Source organism: Rhizobium sp. P28RR-XV, assembly GCF_012641385.1.
In the GTDB taxonomy this organism is placed as follows: domain Bacteria; phylum Pseudomonadota; class Alphaproteobacteria; order Rhizobiales; family Rhizobiaceae; genus Rhizobium.
Map to the genome: position 1 here is coordinate 1 of NZ_JABAIG010000015.1, position 19,649 is coordinate 19,649.

Below are 19,649 nucleotides of genomic sequence, written 5' to 3' on the forward strand. Positions count from 1 at the left end.
CTTTTTTCTTGCTTTTGTTGGGGGTGGTCTTGGTCTTTTGTGGGCGGGTGGTTTTTTTTTTACCACCCCCCCCCCACGTCCGCCGGCCGCTTCTTTAAGGTTGCCGCAACGCAACACAGCTCTACGAGGAACCGCGAGGGAACTCCTTAGCTCACGCATTATCGGAACCTGAGCTGCGCCGAAGTTACGGAAATACCTAGAGAACGCTTTACTCTGCTTTTCGCTGCGCGCTCGAAATCGCGCGCGCCGCTTCTTCCGAGGAGTTTGCGAGCGTACGCATCTCCGCCGCCAATACGGCAAAGCCCGATCCGGCCGTACCCGCTCTTGCCGCCTCGATGCCGGCATTGACGGCAAGCAGCTTCAGGTAGCGCAAGGACTGCAGGATCTCGTTGGTCTTGGATGCCGTGACCCGCATTCCGGCGGTCTGTTCGTCGAGACGCTGATAAAGGGATTCGACGTTCAGGATACTGCCCTCAAGATAGAGCAGCTCGCCAGCCTCGTCCCAGACACCGCCGCCGGTCTCCGTCACCCAGACAAGATGTCCGTCGCTGTGGCGAATGCGATATTCCATCGTCCAATCCGTGCGAGCTTCCAGCGCCTTGCCGACGAGCTCGTCCATGATCGGAATGTCGTCCTCGTGCATGATCGAGGTAAATGTTCGCGTGCGGTTACCGATAATCTCGTTGGCGGGATAGCCGAAGATCCGCTCGATGCCATCGGTCATTTCGAGCATCGTATAGTTTTCGTCTGCCCGGCAGCGATAGAGGAAACCGGCCATGCGGCCGAGAACGCTTGTCTGGAAATCCATGGATGCCATGCCCGAAGAGAAGGTTGCGGATGAACTCGTTTCGTCTCGACGCACAAAAGGCCGGCAAGGGCTGCACTTCGCCTCCCTTGCCGGTTAGGTGGGGAAATGACCTCGGATCAATTGCGCAGATATTCCTCCATCGAATCGTCAAGCGCGTCGACCCAGGGTGTATGATGTTTCGGCGACATGTTGCCGGTCATCAGCGAGCGATAGGCGTGGTCGCGGAAGCCCATAATGTTTTCCGCCTTGTGATGCTCCCACTCCATGAAGGTCTTGTTGGTGCCTTCGATGTCGAAGCTCGGATAATCTGTTTCGGCGAGCAACTCCTTCACGTAGTCGCCCTGATACCAGATCATCTGCTCGGCATCCTCGAGCGTTTCCTCGCGGGCGCGCCACTTGTCGAAGTTCGCCTGCAGCTCTTCTTCCGGCGGCAGCTTGATGCGGCCCATGATGACATCGCGCGCCCACCAGGCCTGCACGTCGAACATGTTGAAGGTGTAGAACTGATCCTGCATGCCGATGTAGAAGAGCTGCGGATTCTTGTCGAAGATCACGCCCTTGTAGAGATGGTCGGCCCATAGGCGGTTGGCCGTCTTCAGGCGGAGATCATCCGGCAGGAAGGGGAAATGATGCTGATAGCCGGTGCAGAGGATCAGAGCGTCGATATCCTTCGATGACCCGTCGAGGAAATAGGCCGTCTTGTTCTCAAGATGCGTCAGCAGCGGGCGCTCCTCGAAATTGTCAGGCCATTTGAAGCCCATCGGCTTGGAGCGATAGCTCGTCGTGACGGATTTTGCCCCGTATTTCCAGCATTGCGAGCCGATATCCTCGGCCGAATAGCTGCGGCCGACGAGCAAGACGTCCTTGCCCTTGAACTCCAATGCGTCGCGGAAGTCATGCGCATGCAGCACGCGGCCGTTGAAGGTCTTTACGCCCTCGAAATAGGGCACGTTCGGCGTCGAGAAGTGACCTGACGCAACGACGACATAATCGAACTCCTCGTCATACATCCGGTCCTGCGCGCGATCGTGCGCGGTCACGGTGAACTTCTTCGTCTCTTCATCGAAGCGCACCATGCGCACGGGCGTGCTGAAGCGAACCCATTTGCGCACATCGGCCTTCTCGACACGGCCCTTGATATAGTCCCAAAGCACGGCGCGCGGCGGATAGGAGGCGATCGGCTTGCCGAAATGCTCTTCGAAGGAATAGTCAGCGAACTCGAGGCATTCCTTCGGCCCGTTCGACCATAGATAGCGATACATGCTGCCGTGAACGGGTTCGCCATATTCATCGAGCCCCGTGCGCCAGGTGTAATTCCAAAGACCGCCCCAATCCGACTGTTTCTCGTAGCAGACAACTTCCGGAATATCAGCGCCCTTCCTTGCAGCCGATTGAAAGGCCCTCAACTGTGCAAGGCCCGAAGGGCCGGCACCGATAACGGCAACTCGTGTCATGTCGCATTCCCCTTCTCGATTATTTCGAAGTTCTTATGGCAGTCAGAAGTTTGGTGCGGTGCCCGGCATCAATCCGGAAAAATGCCGGGGCTGGTCGGCGCCCCGTCGTCATATTTCGAAAGCCAGTCGATCGTGGTCTCGTGGAAGCGCGTCAGGCCCTTGTAGTTGATGAGTTCCGGCGGCAGGGTTTTCAGCACACGCGGGAAGCGGCGCGCCCATTTCGGCACGGTCACGAGCTCATTCATATTCATCAGATAGCAGCGGATGACGAAGAGAATGGCGTTCGAGCGCGGCAGGCGCCACAGGCTCTGCAGCTCGACACGAAGATGCACCTTTTCGCCGACATTCTCCGGCGTCACCGTGGTGCGATCCGGCCCCCATTTCGGATAGTTTTCGGGGCTGGTATCGAGGCGGGGATTGATCGTCATCGTCCAGTTGAAACGGCGCGTCGGCTTGCCTTGCTGCAGGTTCAAGAGGAACTTCAGCGCGCGGTCGAAGACGCCGATCTGGTGGGCGAGCGGCACCGGCCCGTGCCACTCCATGAAATTCATGCCGATATCGAAATCGAGCGACCAGTCGGCCTGGGTCGTCACCATGCCGGCATCCATCCAGAGATTGCTGTCACGCTGGTCGACGATGCAGAAATCGCCCTGCGCCTGGCGGGTAATGTATTCGAATGGCTCGTAGGGCAGCGTCGACGCATCGCCGAATGTGAAGGTGTCGTCGATGCCAAGGGGACGGTTGGTCCAGCGCCATTGATCGCCGTTCTTGGTGAGCGTGAAATGCTCGGGATATCCGGCCGCTTGCTCTTCCATCAGCAATTCCAGCGTATCCCATTGCGCTGTCATCATGTGCGGCAGCGCTTGATATCGTAAGGGGTCCTCCTTCAGGACGAGCGCCCGGTCGTGCATTTCGGCGACGTAGTGCTCATCGACGTCGATAAGGCTTTCGTAGACCGTGTTCTTCTGGCCCTTCACATGCGGTTCCATGTTGACGGAATACATGTACTCGTCGCGGTCGAAGGGAAACGGGAAGCGCCGGATGTTTTCCGGACTGTTGCGATAGCTGAAATCGTCCCGGAACGTTTCCTGCTTGAAGGCGATTGCCATGTCCGTTCTCCTGGGTATCGGCCGAAGCCTAGAGGTCGAGATGCAGCGCGCTTCCTTCGAAGCGGGAAACGCAGATCATCACCTTTCGGCCGGAAGCCTTTTCTTCGTCGGTCAGATAGACGTCATTATGCAGAAGCTTGCCGTCGCAAACGGCAACACCGGTCTCGCACTGGCCACAGGCGCCGCCGCGACAGAGAAACGGCGCGTCCACACCGGCTGCCTCGATCGCTTCCAACATGCTTTCATGATGGCCGACGTGCACTGTCTTGCCTGATCGGGTCAGCACGATGGAGAAGGGTTTGCCGGGCTGCGAGGACAGGAACCGCTCCGAGTGCAGGTTCTGTTCCGGCCAGCCAGCCTCCAGACCGGTTCTCAGCACGCCGTCGATCATGCCGGCAGGTCCACACACATAGAGATGCGTGCCGAGCGGCTGGCTTTCGAGAAGCCGGGCAACGGACAAGAAATTGCAATCGGCGTCGCAGTAGATCTTTATGCGCTGCGAGCCATATTGCTCGACAAGTTCGCGGCAATAGGCCCCACGATCCAGCGAGCGTACGGCATAATGCAGCTCGAAATTGGCGCCTTCGCGGGAAAACTGCTGCATCATCGCGATGAAGGGCGTGATGCCGATGCCGCCGGCGATCAAAAGGTGCTTGCGGCCACGCCAGTCCGGCTGGAAAAGATTGACGGGATAGCTGACCCTGAGCTCGTCACCCTCCCTCACCTTCTCATGCATGAAGGCAGAGCCGCCACGCGAATCCTCGACGCGCAGCACGCTGATCTCATAGGCCGAGCAATCATGCGGTGGTGACATCAGAGAATAGGCATTGCGCCGCATATGTCCTTCATCGTTCATCGACACGATCACATGGGCGCCGCCGGAAAAATAAGGCATCGGCTTGCCGTCGAGACGCTCGAAGCGGAAGCGCTTGATGCGCTCGGCAATGGGAGTGACCTTCGCCACGCGAACAGGAATTTCCGTACCACCGCTCACAGGAACAGCTCCTCTGGATCGGGCGCGCTGCCGGGCTCTTCCGCATCGATATTGACGCCCTGGAAAGCGCCGAGGCGACGCGAATAATGGTCACGCACCAGAAGCGGCAGCCCGCAATGGCTGCAGGCAAAGGGGCTATGCGTGACATCTTCGGTAATGCCCTTGCAATGGACGCATTGCACGCGGCGGGCCAGCGATCCACGATGTTCCGTGATGATCGAGGCATGGTCCATGCCATAGTCGAGCGCCACCATCATTGCCTGGCCGATAAAGCCTTCGGTGCCGGCGATGTAAAGCCGGGTGCCCATATGCGCCGTCGAAAGCGACCCTTTCAGCCGAAAGAGCAATGTCGCGATCGTCGGCGCCCTGAAGAACATATCGGCGCCGAGCCTGCGCAGGGCCTCGTCGTGGCCTCTGCCCTGCGAACCGCGCGCGACATAGAGCACTTCGCTGCGAGGCAGGATGGCATCGTCAAGTGCCGTCACCTGGTCGAGGAGGGCGTTGGCCCCCTCGCCTTCGAGCACAAACAGATGCCGCCGGGCGTGCGGCTGGATGGAGAGACCTTTGTAGACCGGTCGGCTCTTTATGCCTTCGACGAGCATGAGCGCCTCCTAACCGATGGCCGTCCTCTTCTTCTTTTCCGGATCGTCGAACGGCAGCGTATGGGCAATCGCGCTCGCCTTGAGGCTCTTGCCCCGCACTTCCAGCCTTGTGCCCTGCACGGCCTTGTCGACATCGAGACGCGCGATCGCCATGGATTTGTTGGTCAAGGTCGAATAGCAGGGGCAGGTGATGACACCGACCTTCTTGCCCTCGGCATAGACCTCGTCGCCGAGATCTGCCGGGTCGTCTGCATCGATGAGCATGCCGAAGATCTTGAAGCGCTCCTTGCCCTTGAGACGGGCATGTTCCTCGGCGCCGCGGAAGCCGGTCTTGCCGGGGCTGACCGTGAAATCCAGGCCGAGTTCCCATAGGCTGTCGCCGGGCGGTTGGTCGGCGAAAGGATACATCTGCGAGTTATCATAGGGATAGAAGAGCAGGTAGCTTTCGACCCGAAGCATATCGAGGACGCTGAAACAGCAGGGCATGATTCCCATCTCCTCGCCTTCCGCGACGATGCGGTCCCAGACCATCGGAGCATCCTGGCCGCGAACGAAGATCTCATAGCCGCGCTCGCCGGTATAGCCGGTGCGCGAGATCATGACCGGTGCGCCGAACAGCGTTGTCTGCATGTGATGGAAATATTTGAGGTCGCGGATGCCGGGCACGTATTTGGCGAGATAGTCGACCGCGACGGGGCCTTGCAGCGACAGGTCGTGCAGATCGTCGTCGAAGAGAACGGCGCAGTTGCGGCCGGCGGCCTGCTTGACGAGTTCTTCGTGACCCGAGCCCGAACCATGCACCAGCATCCAGGAATTCGGTCCGGTGCGATAGACAATGCAGTCGTCGGTGAAGTAGCCGCGGTCGTTCAGCATCGCGGCATAGACCGAGCGGCCAGGATAGATCTTCGACATATCGCGGGTGGTGATATAGTCGAGCACCGCAATGGCATGCGGCCCGACCAGATGCACCTTCTTGAGGCCGGAAACGTCCATCAATCCGGCCTTGGTGCGGATCGCGACATGTTCCTGCGACATGTCCTTGTCGTAGGTCCAGGCGGTGCCCATGCCGCTCCAGTCCTCAAGCTTCGATCCGAGAGCACGGTGCCGGTCCGCCAAGGCGGAGAAACGCCATGATAATGCCATTTCGTTCCCTCATTTTCTTCTATGGAATATTTATTTCCTGACTATAGTCGTCTTTCACGCCTTGGCAAGCCGATCCGAGTGGTTTTTGTCATCTATGGGATGGCATTTTCTTCAGAACTTCGGCGGCTTTTTACCGGCGGCACGATGCGCTGCGATGACGGTATTGGCCATCAGCATGGCGATCGTCATCGGACCGACACCGCCCGGAACCGGCGTGATCGCACCGGCGACATCCAAGGCTTCGGCATAGGCGACATCGCCCACCAGCCGGCTCTTGCCCGCGCCGCGCTCAGGGGCCGCGATCCGGTTGATGCCGACATCGATAACTGTCGCGCCGGGCTTCGCCCAGTCGGCCTTGACCATCTCCGGCCGGCCGACGGCCGCCACCAGAATGTCGGCGCCGCGTGCGACGGAGGCGAGATCCTTCGTCCTCGAATGCGCCGTCGTGACCGTCGCATTGGCATTGAGCAGCAATTGCGCCATCGGCTTGCCGAACAGGTTGGAGCGGCCGATGACCACGGCGTTCAGTCCCGACAAGTCCTCGCCATGGATGCGCCGCACCAGAAGCATGGCGCCGGCCGGCGTGCAGGAGATCAGCCCGGTTTCGAGATCGCCGGTTGCTAGCTTGCCGGCATTGACGACATGCAGGCCGTCGACATCCTTGTCCGGCCGGATCGACTGGATGATCGCATCGGAATTGAGATGCTTCGGCAGCGGTAGCTGCACGAGGATGCCATGAATGGACGCATCTTCGTTCAGCGAAGAAACCAGACCTCCGAGCGCGTCCTGCGTCGTCTCGGCCGGCAACGTGTGCTGGACGGAGTTGAAGCCGCATTCCTTGGCCATACGGCCCTTGGCGCCGACATAAGTGTGGCTGGCCGGATCGTCGCCGACGATGACGACCGCAAGTCCGGTCTTCACGCTCGCGTCGGCTTCAAGCCCGACTGCTGCAGCCTTCACGGCCTCGATCACCGATGCGGCTGCCTGTTTCCCGTCGATCACTGTCGCGATAGGCATGGCTTAGCCCATCCTTTCGGAGGCGTATGATCCCGGGCTTGCCGGGAAGACGACGGTGCGGTTGCCGTTGAGGAAGGTTCGGAAGTGGATATGCGCGTGGATGGCACGGGCCAGCACCTGGCTCTCGACGTCGCGGCCGATCGAGACGTAATCCTCGGCCGACTGCGCATGCGTGATGCGGGCCGTGTCCTGCTCGATGATCGGACCCTCGTCGAGATCGGCGGTGACGTAATGCGCCGTCGCCCCGATCAGCTTCACGCCGCGCTCATAGGCCTGCTTATAAGGATTGGCGCCCTTGAAGGACGGCAGGAAGGAGTGATGGATGTTGATGATCCGGCCCGACATTTTTTGGCACATCGAGTCCGACAGGATCTGCATGTAGCGGGCCAGCACGATCAGCTCCGTGCCGGTCTGCTCGACCACGTCCATGATCCTGGCTTCGGCCTCCGGCTTGTTGGCCTTGGTCACCGGAATATGATGGAAGGGGATGTCGTGGTTGACGACCACTTTCTGGTAATCGAAATGGTTGGAGACGACGCCGACGATGTCGATCGGCAATGCGCCGATCTTCCAGCGGTAGAGCAGGTCGTTGAGGCAATGGCCGAAGCGCGACACCATCAAGAGCACCTTCATGCGCTTCTTGGCATCGTGGATATCTGAAACCATGGCGAACTTTGCCGCGATCGGCTTGAAGCCTTCCGCCAGGGCGGCTTCGCCCACCCCTTCCTCGGAGATGAAGGAGACGCGCATGAAGAACATGCCGGTATCGAGGTCGTCGAACTGGCTGGAATCGACGATGTTGCAGCCCTGCTCGGCCAGATAATTCGAGATCGCCGCCACAATCCCGCGCGTCGACTTGCACGCTACTGTCAGTACATAGCTCGTCATGGTGAACTTCCTCCGCCGTCTACGGGCAAAAACCTGCCGCTGCGCCGAAGCATCCCGCTCCGGCGCATGTGCCAATTCAGGCATTTGTTTGCTCCGCGCTCAGATATCGAGCGTGCTGTCGCGCTCCCACTGGGTAAAATGCGAGCAGTAGGCATTCCATTCTTGATGCTTGAGCTTGAGATAGGCTTCGGAGAACTCCGAGCCGATCGCCTGCTTCAAGCCTTCGTCCTCGTCGTAGGCCCTCAACGCATCGAGCAGGTTGAGCGGCAGGCGCGGCGCATTCTTCACCAGATGGCCCTCCGCATACATGTCGATATCGTGGTGCGGTCCGGGATCGGCTTTGTTGCGCAAGCCGTCGAGGCCGGCGGCGATAATGATCGCCTGCAGCAGGTAGGGATTGACGGCGCCGTCAGGCAGACGCAGCTCGAAGCGGCCGGGACCGGGCACGCGCACCATGTGCGTCCGGTTGTTGCCGGTCCATGTCACGGTATTGGGAGACCAGGTGGCCCCCGAGGTCGTGCGCGGTGCGTTGATGCGCTTGTAGGAGTTCACAGTCGGATTGGTGATGGCCGCCAGCGACGAAGCATGTTTCATGATGCCGCCGAGGAAGTGCTTGCCCTCCGCTGAAAGGCCGAATTCCGCCTCTCTATCGGCAAAGACGTTGGTCCTGCCGTCATTGCTCCACACCGAAATATGGCAATGGCAGCCATTCCCCGTAAGACCCTTGAAGGGCTTGGGCATGAAGGTCGCGCGAAGCCCATGCTTTTCAGCGATCGACTTGACCATGAACTTGAAGAAGGAGTGCTTGTCGGCCGTCTGCAGCGCATCGTCGAACTCCCAGTTCATCTCGAACTGGCCGTTGGCGTCCTCATGATCGTTCTGATAGGCGCCCCAGCCGAGTTCGAGCATGTAGTCGCAGATCTCGGCGATGACGTCGTAGCGGCGCATGACGGCCTGCTGGTCATAGCAGGGTTTTTCGGCGGTGTCGTATTCATCAGATATCTTGCTGCCATCTGCGGTGATCAGGAAGAACTCGGCTTCAACACCAGTCTTGACCCGCTTGCCTTCCGCCTCGGCTTGGCTGACGAGCTTCTTCAACACGTTGCGCGGGGCCTGGGCGACGATCTCGCCATCCATCATCAAATCAGCGGCGACCCAGGCAACCTCCTTCTTCCACGGGAGTTGGATGACGGAGGACGGGTCTGGCACGGCGAAAAGATCGGGATGCGCAGGTGTCATGTCGAGCCAGGTCGCAAAACCGGCAAAGCCCGCACCATCTTCCTGCATCCCGGCAATCGCCTGGGCCGGCACCAGCTTGGCGCGTTGGCCGGAGAAAAGATCCGTATAACTGATCATGAAATATTTGATGCCTTTGTCCTTTGCAAAGGCAGCAAGATCCAGTGTCATTCTCGTTCCCCTTTGGATTTCTTCGAGACACTTCGATTTATGTATGCAACCGCCGGGCTCTTCGGCCCGGCCGGAAAGTCAAAAGCCTCCTTTGCCCGGATACCAGTTGGTACCGGCAAGCGGAATCTGCGCCATGGCGGCGGCTTCCATCGTCAGCGCGCACAAATCCTCCGGCTCGAGGTTGTGCAGGTGATTCTTGCCGCAAGCGCGCGCGATCGTCTGCGCTTCCAGCGTCATGACTTTCAGATAATTGGCAAGACGACGGCCAGCGGCAATGGGATCGAGCCGGCTTGCGAGCTCCGGGTCCTGTGTTGTGATGCCGGCCGGGTCCTTACCCTCGTGCCAATCGTCATAGGCGCCGGCCGTCGTGCCAAGTTTCTGATACTCTTCCTCCCACTTGGGATCGTTGTCGCCGATCGCAACCAGCGCCGCCGTGCCGATGGCGACCGCATCCGCGCCGAGCGCCAAAGCCTTTGCCACGTCGGCACCGGAACGGATGCCGCCGGAGATGATGAGCTGCACCTTGCGGTGCATGCCAAGATCCTGCAGCGCCTGGACGGCGGGACGGATACAGGCGAGTGTCGGCATGCCGACATTCTCAATGAAGACATCCTGGGTCGCCGCCGTGCCGCCCTGCATGCCGTCAAGCACGACGACGTCGGCACCGGCCTTTACCGCAAGGGCCGTATCGTAATAGGGACGCGCGCCGCCGACCTTCACGTAGATCGGTTTTTCCCAGTCGGTGATCTCGCGCAGTTCCATGATCTTGATTTCGAGGTCGTCCGGCCCGGTCCAGTCCGGATGACGGCAAGCCGAGCGCTGGTCGATGCCCTTCGGCAGATTGCGCATATTGGCGACGCGATCGGAAATCTTCTGGCCGAGCAGCATGCCGCCGCCGCCGGGCTTTGCGCCCTGTCCGACGACCACTTCGATGGCATCGGCGCGGCGCAAGTCCTTAGGGTTCATGCCGTAGCGCGAGGGAAGATACTGATAGACCAGCATTTGCGAATGGCCGCGCTCCTCGTCCGTCATGCCGCCATCGCCCGTCGTGGTCGACGTTCCTGCCAGCGTCGCGCCACGACCGAGCGCTTCCTTGGCGTTGCCTGAAAGGGCACCGAAGCTCATGCCGGCAATGGTAATCGGGGTCTTGAGCGTGATGGGCTTCTTGGCAAAGCGGCTGCCGAGGACGACAGTCGTATCGCACTTCTCGCGATAACCTTCGAGCGGATAGCGGGAGATCGACGCACCGAGAAAAAGCAGGTCGTCGAAATGCGGCACCTTGCGTTTCGTGCCGGCGCCGCGAATGTCATAAATGCCGGTCGCCGCCGCCCGGCGGATTTCCGCCAGCGTATGATCGTCGAAGGTCGCGGACTTGCGCGGCGGCGTATGCGGATTGTGGTAGCTCATAAGGTCCCCTTCGCCTTAGTACGCGTCGGCATTGTCGATGTTGAAGTTATAGAGCTTGCGCGCCGATCCATAGCGCTTGAACTCTTCCGGTCTGACGCCGCGCACGCCGGCCCTTTCCAGAAGCTCGGAGAGCTTTTCCAGGTGCTCCGGCCGCATCTCCTTCTCGATGCAATCGGAGCCGAGGCTTTTCACCGAGCCGCGAACGAAGAGCTTGGCCTCATAAAGGCTGTCGCCGAGTGCATCTCCGGCGTCGCCAAGCACCACCAGATGGCCGGATTGACCCATGAAGGCGGACATGTGGCCGATACTGCCATGGACGACGATGTCGATGCCCTTCATCGAAATGCCGCAGCGCGAGGCGGCATTGCCCTTGATGACGAGCAGGCCGCCGTGGCCGGTCGCGCCGGCATACTGGCTGGCATCGCCTTCGATGACGACCGTACCGGACATCATGTTTTCCGCAACGCCGGGGCCGGCGGAGCCATGCACGGTGACATTGCCGCCATCGTTCATCCCGGCGCAGTAATAGCCGACGGACCCTTTAATATCGACGGTGACCGGCGCGTCGATGCCGGCGGCGACCGCATGATGGCCGCGCGGATTGACGACTTCGAAGGCTGTATCGTTGGCGCCCGCCGCAAGGCCATGGAGAGCGCTGTTGAGTTCACGCAGCGGCGTGACTGATAGGTCGAAAACTGGCATGAAAGAACTCTCTCGATTGCGACAAGCCTGATCAGGCGGCTTTTTCGTGATCCCAGAAATAGACGGTTGCCGGCTCCGGCTCCCAGATGCGGGCATTCTCGATGCCCGGGAGACTGACCAGCGCGCGATATTCGGAGCCGAAGGCTACATATTGATCGGTTTCCGCCATGACCGCCGGCTTGCAGGCGATGGGATCACGAACGACGCCAAAGCCGGACTTGGTACCGACGACGAAGGTGAAGAAGCCGTCGAGATCGTGGACCGCGCTTTCGAGTGCTGCCCCGAGATCCTTGCCTCTTGCCATCTCGGCCGTGAGATAAGCGGCCGCCACTTCGGTATCGTTTTCCGTCTCGAACGTCATGCCCTGGCGCTTCAGCTCACGGCGCAGGTTGTTGTGGTTCGACAGCGAGCCGTTATGGACCAGGCATTGATCCGAGCCGGTCGAGAACGGATGCGCTCCGAGCGTGGTCACGGCCGATTCCGTCGCCATGCGCGTATGGCCGATGCCGTGCGTGCCGGACATGGCGGTGACTGCGAAGCGAGAGAGGACGTCCTTCGGTAGACCGACTTCCTTGTAGATCTCGACGGTATCACCGCTGCTCATGACACGGATATTCGGACGCATTGCCGTCAGGGCCACCCTGCCCTCATCAAGCTTGTCTTTGGCAAGAGTGATGACTGCATGCGTGCTCTTGACCACCACGGTCACCGGGACATCGAGCGCCCGCCTCAATTCATATTCCAGTCCGTCGAAATCCTTTACCGGATCCGCCGACTGAACGGTTATCTTCGCCGTGTTGCCATTGTCGTTCCCGTAGATCGCAATGCCCGCGCTATCAGGTCCGCGATCGGTCATCGTGATCAGCATGGAAGACAAAAGCGCGCCGAGTTTCGGTTCCAGCGCCCTGTCCTTCAAGAAGAGACCGACAATTCCACACATGCCCAAACCCTCCGTTTTCGCATCTGCAAAAATGGCTATCAGGTCTAATGCCGTTTTTCAACTCAAAAGAATATTTTTTTCTTTTAAGGCAAGTCAGTCGGTCTTGCCGCGTTGTGGGTAACTGATGATCGACAGATATTTTGCCGGCAGTTTCACCAGTACTTCCGGCCCATGCGGCGCGTCTGCATCGAAGAAGAGACTGTCGCCTGGCTGCATGGGATAGAGCTGATCGCCGTGGCGGTACATCACCTCGCCTTCCAGCATATAAAGGAACTCCATGCCCTCATGTTGGAAAGTGGGGAAGATATCGGAATCCGCCGTCAGCGTAATGAGATAAGGCTCGACGATGACGCCGCTCGAATTGTTGTCGATATGGCCGAGGAGATTATACTGATGGCCGGCACGCGTGCCGCGGCGTTCGAGTTCGACACCCTGGCCGGCCTTCACGAAAACAGCATTGCGCGGCTCTTCGTACCGACGGAAGAAGGCGGTGAGCGGCACGCCGAGCGCGCGCGACAGCGACTGCAGCGTCGTCAGCGACGGCGAGATATTGCCGTTCTCGATCTTCGACAGCATGCCAAGCGAAATACCGGTTGCGGCCGCTAGATCCGTCACCGTAATGCCGAGCTTCTTGCGATAGGCGCGAACCTCGTGGCCGATCGCCATTTCGAGATTGTTTTCCTTCGGTTCGCGAACCGCATGCGGATTCTGCAAGAATGCCGAGCGTGCAGCATGGGATTGGTCGTCGGTCGATATTTTGTCTGCCTTGGTTTTCATTCTATATCCTTTTTGCCGGCAGGGCTTGCTGGGAAGGACTCTATCCTCTCAGTGAAATTTCCTCAACTGCCACGAAAATCAGGCGCGTCGGGTTTCGCCGGGCGCGATCCCATAGCGAGAGCGGTAGGCCCTGGAAAAATGCGCGCCGCTGGAAAAGCCGGTGGCGATGGCGATTTCGGAAATCGACAGCGGGCTCTGCTCCAGGAGCCGCCGGGCATGCTGCAGCCGTATCAGCCGATATTGATCGAGGAATGTCGCGCCGAGATGAGCGGCAAACAGCCGGTCGAGATGACGCGGCGTGACGCCGGCAATTCGCGCCATCGCGGCACGGTCGAGCGGCATCTCGATCGTCTCCTCCATTTTTTCAAGCACGCTCAGCAGACCCGGGTGGTGAACGCCATAACGTTCGGCAAGCGAACCGCGTTGTGGCGCCGTCGGCTCGCCGACTTCGGTGTGCAGATACCAATCGCTGACGCGCCGGGCGAAATCGGCGCCCATGCGCTCGGCAATCAAGACATGCATCATGTCGAGCGGCGCGATACCGCCGCCGCAGGTGATCCGATTGCCGTCGATGACGAAGCGTGCCTGGCGCGGCGAAAGCGCCGGAAAGGCTTCCAGCAAGGCGGGCGCATGCTCCCAATGAATGGTGAAATCGCGCTCCGCCAGAAGACCGGCGGCGGCGAGCAGATAGGGACCGCCGGAAATCCCGCCGATTCGGACGCCTTCGCGTGCCAACTGGCGAAGACAGGCGAGAACAGCGGGATAATGCCAATCGCGCGGTGACCCGCCGGCGCAGACGAAGACCGTGCCGAGGCCGGATCCGCGACCTGGAAGAGGCCCGGCCGGCACCGGCACGCCGCCCGACGATACCGCCGGAGTGCCATCAGGCGAGAAAGTCGACAATCGATAGATTTCTCGCCCGGCCAGCAGATTGGCGGCGCGCAGCGGCTCGCTCGCGGACGCAAATGACATCAGCGCGAATCCCGGGATCAGGATGAAGCCGATATTTTGGATATTCCTTGCGTCAATCGAAGCCATGTCCCTTTTCTATCGAAATAGGTCCTAATTGTGCAAGTCGACATTTTCTACTCTGTCATCATGGCCGGAATTCAAAGCGGACACGACCATGCGCTATTCGGCTTTCTCTGTCTTCCTCAACGGGCTTCGCGGCAATACAGGCTGGGCGCCCGCCTGGCGCCAGCCGCAACCGAAACCGCATTATGACGTCATCATCGTCGGTGGTGGCGGGCACGGTCTGGCAACCGCCTATTATCTTGCCAAGACGTTCGGCATCACCAATGTCGCAGTGCTGGAAAAGGGCTATCTCGGCTCGGGCAACATCGGCCGCAACACCACGATCATTCGCTCGAACTACCTGCTGCCCGGCAACAACCCCTTCTACGAGCTCTCCATGAAGCTCTGGGAAGGACTGGAGCAGGACTTCAATTTCAACGCCATGGTCTCGCAGCGCGGCGTGCTTAACCTCTTCCATTCGGATGCGCAACGCGACGGCTATACGCGGCGCGGCAATGCCATGCGCCTGCACGGCGTCGATGCCGAATTGCTCGATCGCGAAGCCGTTCGCAAAAAGCTGCCCTTCCTGGATTTCGAAAACGCGCGCTTCCCGATCATGGGGGGGCTATTGCAGCAGCGCGGCGGCACCGTGCGTCATGACGCCGTTGCCTGGGGCTATGCCCGCGGCGCCGACAGCCGTGGCGTCGACATCATCACCGGCTGCGAAGTGATCGGCATCCGCACCGACAATGGCCATGTCCTGGGCGTCGAGACCACGAAGGGCTTCATCCGTTGCGGCAAGCTGGCGCTTGCGGCGGCCGGCAACTCCACTGTCGTCGCCGACATGGCGGGTCTGCGCCTGCCGATAGAAAGCCATGTGCTTCAGGCTTTCGTTTCCGAAGGCCTCAAGCCGTTCATCGACTGCGTCGTCACCTTCGGCGCCGGGCATTTCTATGTCTCGCAATCCGACAAGGGCGGCCTCGTCTTTGGCGGCGATATCGACGGCTACAATTCCTATGCGCAGCGCGGCAATCTTGCGACCGTCGAGCATGTCGCGGAAGCGGGCGTGGCGATGATCCCGGCGCTGACGCGCGTGCGCTACCTACGCAGCTGGGGCGGCGTCATGGACATGAGTATGGACGGTTGTCCGATTATCGACCGAACCCATATCGACAATCTCTATCTGAACGCCGGCTGGTGCTATGGCGGCTTCAAGGCGACACCGGCGTCGGGCTATTGCTACGCCCATCTGATCGCCCGCAACGAGCCGCATGAGACGGCTCGGCAGCTGCGTCTCGATCGATTTCGGCGCGGCTATCAGATCGATGAAAAGGGCGTCGGCGCCCAACCGAACCTGCATTGAGGACATGACGACATGGCCAGCCTGATTTCCTGCCCTCATTGCGGCATCCGCCCAAAGGAAGAGTTCACTATCAAAGGCGATGCGAGCCTTGCGCGTCCGGCTCCGGATGCGGGTTCCGATGCTTGGTACGACTATGTCTACCTGCGCGACAATCCGAAAGGGCGGCATAAGGAATATTGGCACCACTCCTCGGGCTGCCGCCGCTGGCTGATCGTCGAGCGCGACACAGTCACCCACAAGATCCATGGCGTCAGCGATGCGGCGCTTGCCAAGCTTGGGGGTGGCGCATGAGCAGCCGTCGCCTCCCCTCCGGTGGCCTGATCGATCGCTCCAAAACCATTGCCTTCCGTTTCGACGGTCGGGATTTGAGCGGTCACCCCGGCGATACGCTTGCCTCCGCCCTGCTTGCCAACGGTGTCCAGCTCGTCGGCCGCAGCTTCAAATATCATCGGCCGCGCGGTATCCTGACGACCGGTGCCGCCGAACCCAACGCGCTTGTCACGACCGGGACCGGCGGGCGCACAGAGGCCAACACTCGCGCCACGATGATCGAGCTTTACGACGGGCTGATCGCGCGCAGCCAGAACCGTTGGCCTTCGCTCGCCTTCGATGTCGGCGCCGTCAATGGGCTGCTCTCGCCTTTCCTCAGTGCCGGCTTCTACTACAAGACCTTCATGTGGCCGGCAGCCTTCTGGGAGAAGGTCTACGAACCGCTGATCCGCAAGGCAGCCGGTCTCGGTAAGGCATCCTACGAGATCGATCCCGATTCCTACGAGAAATGCTGGGCGCATTGCGATCTGCTCGTCATTGGCGCCGGGCCTGCTGGCCTTGCCGCGGCGCTGACGGCGGGACGTGCCGGTGCGCGCGTTCTTCTCGCGGATGAAGGCTTCGCTCTCGGCGGCAGTTTGCTTGCAGAGCGCAGTTCGCCGATTCAGGAGATGCTGGACGAACTTGACGGTTTGCCAAACGTGCAATGCCTGCCGCGCACGACGGTTATCGGCTGGTATGACGATAATGTCTTCGGCGCGGTCGAACGTGTCCAAAAGCATGTGGCAGCGCCCGATCCACGCCTGCCGGTCGAACGCCTGTGGCGCATCATCGCCAAGCAGGCGATCCTTGCGACCGGGGCCGAGGAGCGGCCGCTCGTCTTCGGCGGCAACGACATTCCAGGCGTCATGATATCAGGTGCCATGCGCAGCTATCTGAATCGCCAGGCTATTGTCCCCGGCAAGCGCGCTGTGCTCTTCACGACCAACAATTCCGGCTACCGGACCGCCGGTGACCTCGAAGCCGCGGGTGTCGATGTGGCCGCCATCGTCGATACGCGCGCCAATAGCGAACACTGGAACGGCAAGGCGCAGGTGCTGACCGGCGCATCCATCATCGACGCGCTTGGCACTAAGCAAGTCCGTGGCGTCAGCATTGCAAGCGCGTCGGGCCTGCAGCATATCGATGCCGATGCTCTGGCCATGTCCGGCGGCTGGAGCCCGATCATCCACCTTGCCTGCCATCGCGGCGCCAAGCCGGTCTGGTCGGAAAAGCACGCGGCCTTCCTCGCGCCCGAGAGACAGGATGGCTTGCTGATTGCTGGCTCCGCGGCCGGCCTTTCCTCCACGGATACTTGCCTTGGCGATGGGGCGATCAAAGCTGCCGAGGCGCTGGAAGCAATCGGCTTTGGAAAGATTGATCCCGCCTTTGCTTCAACAGAGGAAGCGCCGTCCGCCGCCAAGGCGCTCTGGCATGTCAAGGGCGGAAAGGGCAAGGCCTTCGTCGACTATCAGAACGACGTGCACCTGAAGGATCTCGGCCTTGCCGTTCGCGAGGGCTACGGTGATGTTGAGCTCGCCAAACGGTATACGACCAACGGCATGGCGACCGATCAGGGCAAGCTCTCCAATATCAACGCCATTGGCATCCTCGCCGAGGCCCGCGGCATCTCGCCGGCGGATGTCGGCACCACGACGTTTCGGCCTTTCTATACGCCGGTTTCCTTCGGCGCGCTCACGGGTGCCTCGCGGGGCAAGCACTTCCAGCCCGCGCGCAAATCCCCTTTACACCAATGGGCGAAGAAGAATGGCGCGATCTTCATGGAGACCGGCCTCTGGTATCGGTCCTCCTGGTTTCCGCGCGAGGGCGAAAAGACCTGGCGCGACAGTGTCAATCGCGAAGTGCTGAACATCCGCAAGAATGCCGGCATCTGCGATGTCTCGACACTCGGCAAGATCGAGATCTTCGGCAAGGATGCCGCCGCCTTTCTCGACCGCATCTATTGCAATGGTTTTGCCAAGCTGCCTGTCGGCAAGGCGCGCTACGGCATCATGCTGCGCGAGGATGGCATGATCTATGACGACGGCACCACCAGCCGCCTGAGCGACGATCACTTCTTCATGACCACGACGACGGCGCTTGCCGCCGGCGTGCTGACGCATCTGGAATTCTGCGCACAGACCCTGTGGCCCGAGCTCGAGGTCTATTTTGCCTCGTCGACCGACCAATGGGCGCAGATGGCGGTCGCAGGCCCAAAATCACGGGCAATCCTCTCGGAGATCGTCGACGAGGACATATCCGATGCCGCCTTCCCGTTCATGAGCGCACGCACGGTTTCACTATTCGGTGGCAAGCTCGAAGGCCGCCTCTTTCGCATCTCCTTTTCCGGCGAGCTCGCCTATGAGCTTGGCGTGCCCGCCGCCTATGGCGAATTCGTCGCCGATGCCATCATGCAGGCTGGTCAGAAACATGAGATCTGCGCCTATGGCGCCGAGGCGCTCGGCGTTCTGCGCATCGAGAAAGGCCACGTTACCCATGCCGAGATCAACGGCACGGTAACGCCGGGCGATCTCGGTTTTGCCCGGATGGTCTCCGCGACGAAGCCCGACTTCATCGGCAAGGCGATGCTCGCCCGCGAGGGTCTCCAGGCTGCGGATCGTCCGCGCCTCGTCGGCATCAAGCCGCTAGATCCGGCCACCAGTTTCCGCACCGGCGCCCATATCCTTGAGGATGGCGTGGCGGCGACGCTCGAAAATGACCAGGGCTATGTCACGTCGAGCGCCTTTTCGCCGAGCCTCGGCCATACGATCGGGCTGGCATTGGTCAAGAACGGGCCGGAGCGCATCGGCGAGAAGGTCACCGTCTGGAATGGCCTTAGAAACGAGTACACGGACGCGGTAATCTGCAGCCCCGTCTTCATCGACCCTCAGAACGAGAAGCTCCATGCCTGATTTGCCGACATTAAAGCCGGTTCTTGCCGGCAAGGCCGTTTTGCAGGGCAAGACCATCCGGCTGGAAGCGTTGCCGGAAGGCCACCTCCTGCATGTGATGGGCGCGACCACGACGGAGGAGATCAAAGCGCATCTTCTTGCGGCCGGCGCCGGAGAAAGCTCCGTGCGTCCGGCCGGATACCGGCAATGGTTCATCGCCGGCGGTGATCAGTTTTCCGTTGTGCATCTGCGGGCATTGAGCGAGACGCTTGCGGGCTGCGCCTTTATCTCCGACCAGAGCCACGGCCGTGTCCGTATCCGCGTCTCGGGCCTCAATGCCGCTCAGGTGCTCAACAAGGGCACCGCCGTTGATCTGAATCCGTCAGCCTTTCCGGTGGGAAGCACGGCGATGACGCTCTTCGGTCATATCTCGATGCAGCTTACGCGCACCGGTTCGGACGATTTCGAGCTGACCGTGCTGCGCAGCTTTGCGGAATCGCTCTATGAGGAGATTGAGGAAGCGGCCTTATCCCAAGGCGCTGAACGCCTCGTATCCTGACGATCTTGCCTGCCGGCTGCAGTGATTCGCTGCAGCCGTGCCGACTGCTCCAAATGTTGGGAACGCATTGTCCGTTGGGCTATGTCTCGCATTCTGCTACCAAAAGTGTGGGTAACCGTATCGAGCAACTCTTGCGGCATAGTAAAGAAAATATAACGATATCAAATAGATAAATGTTATCAGGCTGATATGGTTTCGTCATACGCTGATCAGCCATTACGCCTTAATCTCTGGACGGCCTGATAGAATCGTGTTCTACCTTTTGTCG

The 19,649-nt window shown here is 60.3% G+C and carries 18 protein-coding genes; 4 read left to right on the forward strand and 14 right to left on the reverse strand.

All coding sequences use genetic code 11. From position 1 onward, the window contains the following. Positions 1-208: 208 nt before the first annotated feature. From HGP12_RS34550 to HGP12_RS27175, 14 genes are all read right to left on the reverse strand, one after another. A complete protein-coding gene (locus HGP12_RS34550; protein WP_168879767.1) occupies positions 209-808 on the reverse strand; it encodes a PAS domain-containing protein in 600 nt (199 codons plus the stop codon). A 116-nt stretch (positions 809-924) separates the two neighbouring features. After that, positions 925-2,262: an NAD(P)-binding domain-containing protein gene (locus tag HGP12_RS27115; protein WP_168879768.1), complete on the reverse strand. Its 1,338-nt coding sequence runs from the start codon at positions 2,260-2,262 to the stop codon at positions 925-927. Positions 2,263-2,330: 68 nt separating this feature from the next. Next, positions 2,331-3,371 (reverse strand): heme-dependent oxidative N-demethylase family protein, encoded by a 1,041-nt coding sequence (locus HGP12_RS27120; protein WP_168879771.1) that lies wholly within the window; start codon positions 3,369-3,371, stop codon positions 2,331-2,333. A 28-nt stretch (positions 3,372-3,399) separates the two neighbouring features. Next, entirely contained in the window at positions 3,400-4,365 is a 966-nt protein-coding gene (locus HGP12_RS27125) for a PDR/VanB family oxidoreductase (RefSeq protein ID WP_168879774.1), read from the reverse strand. Continuing rightward, positions 4,362-4,967 (reverse strand): dimethylamine monooxygenase subunit DmmA family protein, encoded by a 606-nt coding sequence (locus tag HGP12_RS27130; RefSeq protein ID WP_168879777.1) that lies wholly within the window; start codon positions 4,965-4,967, stop codon positions 4,362-4,364. Before HGP12_RS27130 ends, HGP12_RS27125 begins: the two co-directional genes overlap by 4 nt. 9 nt (positions 4,968-4,976) lie before the next feature. Continuing rightward, positions 4,977-6,110, reverse strand: coding sequence for an aminomethyltransferase family protein (locus HGP12_RS27135; RefSeq protein WP_168879779.1), 1,134 nt, complete (start codon positions 6,108-6,110; stop codon positions 4,977-4,979). Positions 6,111-6,221: 111 nt separating this feature from the next. Next, the gene (locus tag HGP12_RS27140; RefSeq protein WP_168879878.1) at positions 6,222-7,121 is read right to left on the reverse strand and encodes a bifunctional methylenetetrahydrofolate dehydrogenase/methenyltetrahydrofolate cyclohydrolase; all 900 of its coding nucleotides are present in this window, start codon (positions 7,119-7,121) and stop codon (positions 6,222-6,224) included. A gap of 9 nt (positions 7,122-7,130) precedes the next feature. Further along, positions 7,131-8,015 carry a formyltetrahydrofolate deformylase gene (gene purU, locus HGP12_RS27145; RefSeq protein WP_168841379.1) on the reverse strand — a complete coding sequence of 295 codons (885 nt, stop codon included), beginning with the start codon at positions 8,013-8,015 and terminating at the stop codon, positions 7,131-7,133. Positions 8,016-8,114: 99 nt separating this feature from the next. Next, on the reverse strand, positions 8,115-9,422 hold the full coding sequence (gene glnT / locus HGP12_RS27150) for a type III glutamate--ammonia ligase (RefSeq protein WP_168879780.1): 1,308 nt from the start codon (positions 9,420-9,422) through the stop codon (positions 8,115-8,117). 78 nt (positions 9,423-9,500) lie between these two features. After that, positions 9,501-10,829 (reverse strand): FMN-binding glutamate synthase family protein, encoded by a 1,329-nt coding sequence (locus tag HGP12_RS27155; protein WP_168843091.1) that lies wholly within the window; start codon positions 10,827-10,829, stop codon positions 9,501-9,503. A 15-nt stretch (positions 10,830-10,844) separates the two neighbouring features. Next, positions 10,845-11,531, reverse strand: a complete 687-nt coding sequence (locus HGP12_RS27160) for a GXGXG domain-containing protein (RefSeq protein WP_168879781.1) — start codon at positions 11,529-11,531, stop codon at positions 10,845-10,847. 31 nt (positions 11,532-11,562) lie between these two features. Beyond that, entirely contained in the window at positions 11,563-12,471 is a 909-nt protein-coding gene (locus tag HGP12_RS27165) for a glutamine amidotransferase family protein (RefSeq protein WP_168879782.1), read from the reverse strand. A 93-nt stretch (positions 12,472-12,564) separates the two neighbouring features. Beyond that, complete coding sequence (locus HGP12_RS27170; protein ID WP_168843094.1) at positions 12,565-13,248, reverse strand: helix-turn-helix domain-containing protein; 684 nt, start codon at positions 13,246-13,248, stop codon at positions 12,565-12,567. Between the two features lie 78 nt (positions 13,249-13,326). Then, a complete protein-coding gene (locus HGP12_RS27175; protein WP_168879783.1) occupies positions 13,327-14,286 on the reverse strand; it encodes a GlxA family transcriptional regulator in 960 nt (319 codons plus the stop codon). A gap of 88 nt (positions 14,287-14,374) precedes the next feature. Here HGP12_RS27175 and HGP12_RS27180 point away from each other — a divergent pair, with 88 nt between their 5' ends. From HGP12_RS27180 to HGP12_RS27195, 4 genes are read left to right on the forward strand one after another with little or no spacing between them, the layout of a single operon-like run. Continuing rightward, a complete protein-coding gene (locus HGP12_RS27180; RefSeq protein WP_168879784.1) occupies positions 14,375-15,625 on the forward strand; it encodes a sarcosine oxidase subunit beta family protein in 1,251 nt (416 codons plus the stop codon). A gap of 12 nt (positions 15,626-15,637) precedes the next feature. Next, on the forward strand, positions 15,638-15,916 hold the full coding sequence (locus tag HGP12_RS27185) for a sarcosine oxidase subunit delta (protein WP_168843097.1): 279 nt from the start codon (positions 15,638-15,640) through the stop codon (positions 15,914-15,916). Further along, on the forward strand, positions 15,913-18,843 hold the full coding sequence (locus HGP12_RS27190; RefSeq protein WP_168879785.1) for a sarcosine oxidase subunit alpha family protein: 2,931 nt from the start codon (positions 15,913-15,915) through the stop codon (positions 18,841-18,843). Before HGP12_RS27185 ends, HGP12_RS27190 begins: the two co-directional genes overlap by 4 nt. Continuing rightward, on the forward strand, positions 18,836-19,381 hold the full coding sequence (locus HGP12_RS27195; protein ID WP_168879786.1) for a sarcosine oxidase subunit gamma family protein: 546 nt from the start codon (positions 18,836-18,838) through the stop codon (positions 19,379-19,381). The genes HGP12_RS27190 and HGP12_RS27195 overlap by 8 nt, the downstream gene beginning before the upstream one ends. Positions 19,382-19,649 lie beyond the last annotated feature (268 nt).